The organism is Streptococcus sp. HMSC071H03, from assembly GCF_001813035.1.
Lineage (GTDB): Bacteria > Bacillota > Bacilli > Lactobacillales > Streptococcaceae > Streptococcus > Streptococcus anginosus.
The window spans coordinates 279773-287619 of sequence record NZ_KV811162.1; the positions used below are offsets into that span (position 1 = coordinate 279773).

7 protein-coding genes are annotated in these 7847 nt (G+C 36.7%); 1 reads left to right on the forward strand and 6 read right to left on the reverse strand.

Annotated elements, in window-relative coordinates; all coding sequences use genetic code 11:
- From HMPREF2887_RS06465 to nagA, 6 genes are all read right to left on the reverse strand, one after another.
- On the reverse strand, positions 1-734 hold a 734-nt coding region (locus tag HMPREF2887_RS06465; protein WP_084740960.1), incomplete at its 3' end, for a hypothetical protein.
- A 737-nt stretch (positions 735-1471) separates the two neighbouring features.
- A complete protein-coding gene (locus tag HMPREF2887_RS10515) occupies positions 1472-1783 on the reverse strand; it encodes a hypothetical protein (protein WP_004224255.1) in 312 nt (103 codons plus the stop codon).
- Between the two features lie 9 nt (positions 1784-1792).
- Positions 1793-2185 (reverse strand): hypothetical protein, encoded by a 393-nt coding sequence (locus HMPREF2887_RS10520; protein ID WP_235044318.1) that lies wholly within the window; start codon positions 2183-2185, stop codon positions 1793-1795.
- Positions 2186-2365: 180 nt separating this feature from the next.
- Entirely contained in the window at positions 2366-3118 is a 753-nt protein-coding gene (locus HMPREF2887_RS06475) for a DUF6261 family protein (protein WP_003025945.1), read from the reverse strand.
- 547 nt (positions 3119-3665) lie between these two features.
- A complete protein-coding gene (locus HMPREF2887_RS06480; RefSeq protein ID WP_004224271.1) occupies positions 3666-4511 on the reverse strand; it encodes an aldo/keto reductase in 846 nt (281 codons plus the stop codon).
- 314 nt (positions 4512-4825) lie between these two features.
- Positions 4826-5980, reverse strand: a complete 1155-nt coding sequence (nagA, locus tag HMPREF2887_RS06485; protein WP_003025948.1) for an N-acetylglucosamine-6-phosphate deacetylase — start codon at positions 5978-5980, stop codon at positions 4826-4828.
- Positions 5981-6659: 679 nt separating this feature from the next.
- On the opposite strand from nagA, the gene HMPREF2887_RS06490 reads away from it, so the two are divergent.
- Complete coding sequence (locus HMPREF2887_RS06490) at positions 6660-7187, forward strand: hypothetical protein (RefSeq protein ID WP_021001289.1); 528 nt, start codon at positions 6660-6662, stop codon at positions 7185-7187.
- Positions 7188-7847 lie beyond the last annotated feature (660 nt).

A 7847-nucleotide genomic window follows, 5' to 3' on the forward strand; every position in this document is an offset into this window, starting at 1 on the left:
ATTTCTTGCTTTCTCACAATTTCAAATTGAATTTTTGAATTTCCCGTTGTTTGTTTTAATATCTTTTCAGCCATTTTTTCTGGGGTTACTAATCTAAATGTACTATCCCTAATATATTTAGTTAAGTAGGTTTTAAATTCATCACATTTTTCAATTAATCTCGTTTTCTCCGAGAATTCATCGGCAATTTTTGTATATTCATCAAAGTTATTTACCTTAGAAATTTTTTCAAAAAAATTACTAAATAGGACAACTTCCTCATTAACTGCTGTTTTTAACTGAGAAAGTTTGACATCATCTTGAATGACGATACTTAATAACAAATCATCTCTTAAATCTATATAGTGATAATATTTATTAATTAAGTGTTTATAATAATATTTAACGAACTCAGTTTTGAAATCCAATTTCTCTGCAACATTTTCGACAAACCATATCCCCTCATCACGAAACATTGTCTCAGCCTTTTTCAACTCATTCAAAATTTGATAAGATCTTTCAGCTCGTTCAATCGTAAATTGTAAGAAGATGCGTTCTCGTTCGTTTTCCTCTTGTTTATCAAAATATTCTCGTTGTAGCTTATGTTCTTCTTGTAATTGCTTTGTTTGTTGTTTATTCTGGATATGTGCGACATACACAGCTATCCCACCACCAACCAATGCTCCAAGCGTTGAACTGATAAACTGTGAATTTAAAAAATTACCCAAGTTTTGACAAATATCTACCTTATCCATAATAATTTCTATCACCTATACTCCAAATTTCATTTAATTATCAATTGATATACCCTTTTCATCTAATAGTTTATTAAATTTTGAAGAATATTCATCGTTTAAAATATTCAATATATCCTGAGATTTATGTTGTATATCAGGACAAATAAAGCCTTAAATTATTTTCATCCGAATCTTTTTTAGAAAATAATACATACAAAATAGTAAAATTGTACCAATAAATCCTCTAATAGTCAATAAATTCATCTCTTCTCCCTAACTTTTCAATTATCTTCTAGCATTCTTTCGTTTAGCACACATAAAGAAAAGACGTTTTTCGTACCATCACAATATCAAAACCATTCCCAAAATCCAAATAGTATCAACCACAATAATTCTCCTTTATCTATATTTTATTAATTCCTCAACAACTTCATTAATTTTATCTATCTCTTCATCAACTATTTTCATGAAATTGTCAAAATTAATATCTACATAATACTCAATAAAATCCCTAAAATAATTGTCCGGAGTTGAAAACTGGGAATAAGGAATTTCTTTAATAGAATAATGAAAAATATTATTTCTAAATTGACTATCTCTAAGAAAATATTACCTTTTACGTAAATAGTAGTTTGTATTTTTTCTGCTAAACCAGAATTAATACTTTTGGAATATTTACTTAAAATTTTTGCTAAAGAATTGACGCTAACTAGATAAGATTGGATTTTTGAACGATAGAATATATTACCTTTATTTTAGAATACTTTCGGGAATAAGCTATTTAGAAAATTGTTCTGACATAGAATATTGAATAACTGTAATTGAACTTCAAGTGGCAGATTCCCTAGTAAAATATCTTGCCTTCTGTTATCCATTAAAAACTTATCAATATGTCTTAATTTACAACTTGAAATATCCAGTTTCATTGCTGGATCTAAATTAAAATCTTTTTCAAAATTTGAAGTGACCGAATTGATAAAAGCAGACAGATCACGAGAATAATCAATAAAAATTGGTTCTATTTCTTGTTCCCACTTTTCTATAGTTGTAAATTTATTTAACCTCAAAATATATACTCATTTGACTAATGTTTCCATAAGGAATATCATCAATAGTAAAACTCCCAAATCGTGCTGCACAAAGCAATAAACAAAAAATTTTTGATAAAAATTATAGTTCGACTCTAATAGGCGCTTTCTTTCAACCGCACTATTATTTAACTTATTACAAGCTTTTGCAAATTTATTATCAGAATAGAGCTTCACGCCAATTCTAATTTTTTTCATCATGGTTACAAGGTTTACATCTCTGATGTTTGGTAATTCTAAAATGATTCCTTGTTCTTGAAACTTCTCAATCCAGCCTAAACAAATTGATGATAAAAACGGGAAAAGTGGTATGAATATCTCAGAATTATCAAAATCGTCGGTAAAATTAGTTATTATATATAAAATTTGCTTTGCTTCCATCGTTTCTTGTAATAGAAAGTATAAATGATATATTTCCCAATAATTTTTCTTCGTTCATAATAATTCGCTTCCCATTTTTCACTCACCTGCAGTTTCATCAAGTTTGTGTAGGTTTCTTTTGATAGAATTATACCACGAAACCACCAAAAATCCCCTAGAAATCATTCTAAGGGATTGACTTTACCCTGCCATCTCTGCCACTTGTTCCGTTTTTGCTTTCTTGCTTGGACTGGATAGGCGGCGCTTGCTGTCGCGGATGGTGTTGAGGTCTTTGAGGAGTTTAGCAAAGTGGAGTTTTTCGGGATAGGCTTCTGCGGAGGCTGCGGTATAGCGCATAAAGAGGTCATAGATACGGGAGAGCTCGGTACGCAACTGCTTGGTTTTGCCGACTTCTTTGCTGGACTTGGCTGCACGCGCCAGAGTTTCTGCCCGGTCATAGTCTTCCTGAGCTGTTGCCACGGCGGTAAGCATCGGCAGAAGACCCAAGGTAGTCACTGCTGCATCATAAGGTTCCTCCTTGAGGGTTTTGAGGAGACTCTTGATTTCAGCAGTTGCGACATCGTTGGTATGCTTGGTGATGTCCTTATACTTCGCAAGGACTGGCGTTAGGGTTTCGTGGGCAGCTTTGAGATTGGGCTCCTTGATTTTGGCAAAGCCCCTATGCAAGGTAAACAGTCCGACTAGGGCACTGTCCCGCTCCTTATCCACTTCTGCTAGACTCAAGGTTTGTTTATTTTCTACGCTGGCCAACTGGGCTTGGAATTGCTCCAGCTTACTGTCAAAGACTTCAAGATGATCATCATACATAGCCTCATCCTTGTAGGACTTGGCAAAGCTAGTAAGAACCTGATGAGAGTCCGTCATCAAGCTCTCAAACTCACGGTTAGTAAAGTTGCTGTAAGGCAGGGGGCGAATGGTGTAGGTTTTTGTCATAATAATCCTTTCCACAAATATGATAAAACAAGTATAGCATGTGGTGATAAATCTTTGGCAAGGCTACTCTGAAATGTTGTTTTTAAGCTCCGAAAAGGCATTTTTCTCTTTTTCAAAGAAAAAAGGCAGCAAAAATCCCCATCTGATTGCTAGTAAACCTTCCGACGGGGACTATTTGTCTATAAAAAACGAATCATCCGAGCATTCAAGACTTAGAATACCTAGAAACTTTAGTGATTAGTGTCATCCTAGACATAGAATGCCAATCAATTTTAGTAAATCCTGTCATTCGAGGAATAGATTATTTGGAAATTTTCATAAATAGGACTATCTGAAAGCTAGATTCCCTCCAAATTTTAGTAAGGAAGACGATTCGACTCCTAGATTGGAGTAGGACGTTGATAAATGATATTGACTGAAGCCTTGACTGCTTCTTTTCTTCCTTATCTTCCTACTCCCAGTAGCTCAATAACCTCCTCAATCAGCCCTTTGATTTCTTTATCGCACAGAAGAGAAAGTTTTGATTACAGTTTCAGTCAATCATCATCTAAAAATCCATCTTATCTGGATCTGGAGCGCCGCCTTCAAGACCTTGAATGTTTTTCAACACTTCTAGGTCTGCTGGACTGAGGGTAATGTCAAAGCAGTCCAGATTGCTCTTGATTCGCTCAGGCGTAACCGACTTGGGCAGGGGCAGGAAGCCCTCTTGCAGGCTCCAAGCCAGAGCGATTTGGGCGACAGATTTGCCGTATTTATCGGCCACAGCCTTGACTTCTTCATTGCGGAAAAGTTCCCCTTGACCGAAGGGACCCCAAGCCTCTAGGAGAATATCATGCTTACGACAATAGTCCACTGTTTCAGCCTGATAGACACCAGGCGCCAGACGAATTTGATTGACCGCAGGCAAAATACGCGCTGTCTCAAGCAGAGGCTCTAGGTGGTGAGGCAGGAAATTGCTGACACCGATAGCTCGGATTTTCCCCTCCCGATAGAGGTCTTCCATAGCCCGCCAAACCTCCCGATTGCGCTCCTTCCAAGCTTCCTGCTCTCGCAGAGGTTTTGGATTGGGCCAGTGGATAAGATAGAGGTCCAGATAGTCCAGCCCCAAACGCTCTAAGGAGCGGGCAAAAGCTCCTTGAGTCTCCTCATAAGTATGATTACCATTCCAGAGCTTGGTCGTAATAAAGAGCTCTTCTCGCGGTATACCACTGTCTTTGATTGCACTACCCACACTTCCCTCATTCTTATAAACAGCCGCAGTATCAATGTGTCGGTAGCCTGCTTCAAGTGCTGTTAGCACCGCCTGATAGGCCTCTTCACCATCTTGAGCCTTCCAAGTTCCAAAGCCCAAAACCGGAATCTCTACACCATTGTTTAATTGATAACGTTCCATCTCCGTCTCCTTTATTAAGCAAGCAGGCAGCCCAGTCAACTACCCCTTCCAACAAAAAATCTATTTCTTAGCTTTCTTTTTCAAGGATTTGGGTTTAAAGACATTCTCCTTGGTTGGTGCCATTCCCCTGCCGAGAAAACTATAAGTAATAAAAGTTATGCCAACTACAATCATGAGCATACGACTCAGATAACCTCATTATATCACGCCCCTTATTGCAATTCAAATCCTTAAAAACCTTTTCTTAACTACATGTATTTTAAAAAGTAAAATGAAAAGAGTCGGTTTCCCAACTCTTTCAAGATAAAAAGATTCTATTTAGCTTCGTATCTCTTTTCGCCATCCAAGTAGGTCGCAACCAGTTCCAAATCCTTGTCCAACACAATGAAGTCTGCATCATGTCCTTCCTTGATTTGACCACAAACATCCTCAATATGAACGGATTTAGCCGGATTGAGGGTTGCCATCATAACTGCTTCGTGTGGGTTAGCAATCCCCCATTTGACAACGTTCTTTAACCCGTCTTTCAATTTCAAGATAGAACCGGCTAGGTTACCTGTTGATTTGAGTCGAGCAGTTCCATTTGCGACTACTACTGGAAATTCTCCCAACATATAGTCACCGTCTTCCAAGCCTCCTGCAGTCATACAGTCTGTGATGAGCGCAACATTTTCATGCCCTTTTTGCTTCATCAAGATGTCACAAGCCTTTGGATCCACATGGTGTCCATCACAGATCAGCTCAGCATAAGTGTGTGGCAGCTCGTACATAGCGCCGACCATGCCCAGCTCACGGTGAGTCAGACCACGCATGCCATTATAGGCATGAACCCAGACACTAGCGCCAGCATCTACCGCAACTTTAGCTTCATCAAAAGTTGCATTTGAGTGCCCAAGTGCAACTGTTACGCCTTCATCAGTAATGGTTCGAACAAAATCTTCAACACCTTCTCGTTCTGGAGCTAAAGCGATTTTATTGAGCAAACCATTCGATGCTTTTTTCCAAGCACGAAATTCATCCATTCGAGGATTTTTCATGTAAATTGGATTTTGGGCTCCTTTATATTTTTCTGTGAAATACGGACCTTCAAAATATAAGCCACGAATCTTAGCACCTGTCGCTTCCTGATAATGAGCACCGATATTTTCTGTCACAGCCAAGAGTTGTTCATAGCTTGAAGTCAAAGTCGTTGGCAGAAAACTAGTCACCCCCGTCGTCAAGAGACCTTCACTCATCGTATGAAGGGTGCCCTCAATATTGTTATCCATGACATCGACACCGCCAAAACCATGAATATGGGTATCCACCAGTCCCGGTGCGATAGAATAACCTGTATAATCTATCACATCCGCACCTGCCGGAATAGCTTTCGTCCATTTGCCAAATTTACCATCTGTGATTTCCAAGTAGCCACCTTGACGGATACCATGGGGATAGAAAAATCGATCTGCTTGAATATATTTAGGCATAATAAAACCTCCTTCTTTCAGTGAGAGTTTATATAAGCTGTCACTTTAGACAACTGTAAATGGTATTTTAAATCACTCTCGCATTGTTCATTATGTCTCTTTCATTATATCGCTTTCTTTTCTTTTTGTAAATGGTATAGACCTATCTTGCTAGATTTTAAGTGATTGTATAAACACTACTGTTTATACTATTTTCTATACTGTCCATTTAACAAACTTGTAGTACACTTCGTTTAAAAGAGTGATCTAAATTCCATATTGGCAGGAGCTGACTTTGATGCTGCTTATTTTAGGACAAATACTAGTACTCATTCCATTTGCAAGTCTTGTTTGCTAGATATTTTTCGATATTAAATTCAGACCAACCTTATAGTCGTCTTGTTTTTTCTTGTTGTTTTCATATTTTTAGTACTAAATAGATAATTTCTGTCAAATGAATCAATTAAGGCACTCAACCTAAACCATCAAGTTTATATTCGACTTTCCGGTTACTACCTTATTTAAGTCTTTATGTTCTATCTTTTATTTGAATAATTGTCTGTATTGTGTTATAATAAATATGTAAAAAGTATTTTGTGTTGATTTTTGTCGCAAGGAGCTGATTCCCAATTTAAAAGAGACAAATCGGCTTTAAACGACTTTAGTCTGCGCCTAGCACACTTATCTTTGGAGGTGTATCATGAAAAAGAAAGTCTTTACAGTCGCTGTCTCCTTACTTACCATTCTGCTTTTAGTTGCTTGCGGTAATAATAAGAAATCAACAGACACATCATCTTCTGAAATACCCAAGACCAGTTCTAGTCAAAAAGCAGAACAAAGCTCAAAAACCATTGAATTTTCTACCACAGCTATTGACACAGTTATTTACGAAGGCAAAGGTGTCACACTTACCTATAAAGGGCTAGAAAAAGATGATTATGAATATACCCTTAAGTTAGCATATAAAAATACTTCCAATAAAGAATATGAAGTGCAAACTCGTAATGGTAAAGTCAATAATATTTCCAATAATGATGACCACAAAATTATCATTTGCTCTGATACCTTAAAAGCTTCTGCTACTTCTGAAGGTAGTATTAAATTACCAATAAATGCTTTAGAAGCAGCTAGTATTACCAAACCAAAAGTTTTAGAATGCAATTTAGAAGTCATTTATGATATCACAGAAACCATAGCCAAAGTACCAATTAAGGTTACTTTTGAATAATTCAGTAGGAGCTAATGTTTAGCTTCTCTCACATCATGTATGTATACAGTACATAGCAGCTAAATTAACTTTCAATACATATTGTTCTAATAATAAATTAAACAACCAGCCAGTCCTCGCTTTACGAGGATTGGCTTTTTATATGACTAGTTTCCGAACATCCTTAATAAACTAGTTATGACAATCTCCCCATCACCATAATATTCTCATCAAAAAACATGAGTCTGGCTTATAGAACATACTAAAACTTTTTCTAATTCAATACCCACAATCTACTGATAGCCAGCAATAAGAGGTTCGAATAGTTTAACAAATGCAATTTTACAAGAAAGATTTAATCAAAAGTAAAAAGTATATTCCGAAATTGGTATTTTTCTCCTTGATGAACTGGTTTAGAGTTTGTAAGCTTTGATAAAGATAAACTGTGACATCTTTCAAGTTCTACTCTACCTCTATTTGCTCTATCACATTGGATTGATAACAGAGTCAAGCCAGTATTACAGCACAGATGTTCCACTTTTTCTTGTGTACCCAACTTGATCTCACAGAGTCATTATTAATAAACTTTCTACTTGATCATACAAGATAAGTAGGGTACAAAAAAACAAACCACCTCAGCAGTTTGTCTCTCAATCTTAAATTTGTTCCGCTTGGACCTTT

Coding starts and splice junctions, on each gene's coding strand:
- HMPREF2887_RS06475 (WP_003025945.1), bottom strand. CDS start 3,118: ATGACAAAAACCTACACCATTCGCCCCCTGCCTTACAGCAACTTTACT.
- HMPREF2887_RS10520 (WP_235044318.1), bottom strand. CDS start 2,185: ATGGAAGCAAAGCAAATTTTATATATAATAACTAATTTTACCGACGAT.
- HMPREF2887_RS06490 (WP_021001289.1), top strand. CDS start 6,660: ATGAAAAAGAAAGTCTTTACAGTCGCTGTCTCCTTACTTACCATTCTG.
- HMPREF2887_RS06480 (WP_004224271.1), bottom strand. CDS start 4,511: ATGGAACGTTATCAATTAAACAATGGTGTAGAGATTCCGGTTTTGGGC.
- nagA (WP_003025948.1), bottom strand. CDS start 5,980: ATGCCTAAATATATTCAAGCAGATCGATTTTTCTATCCCCATGGTATC.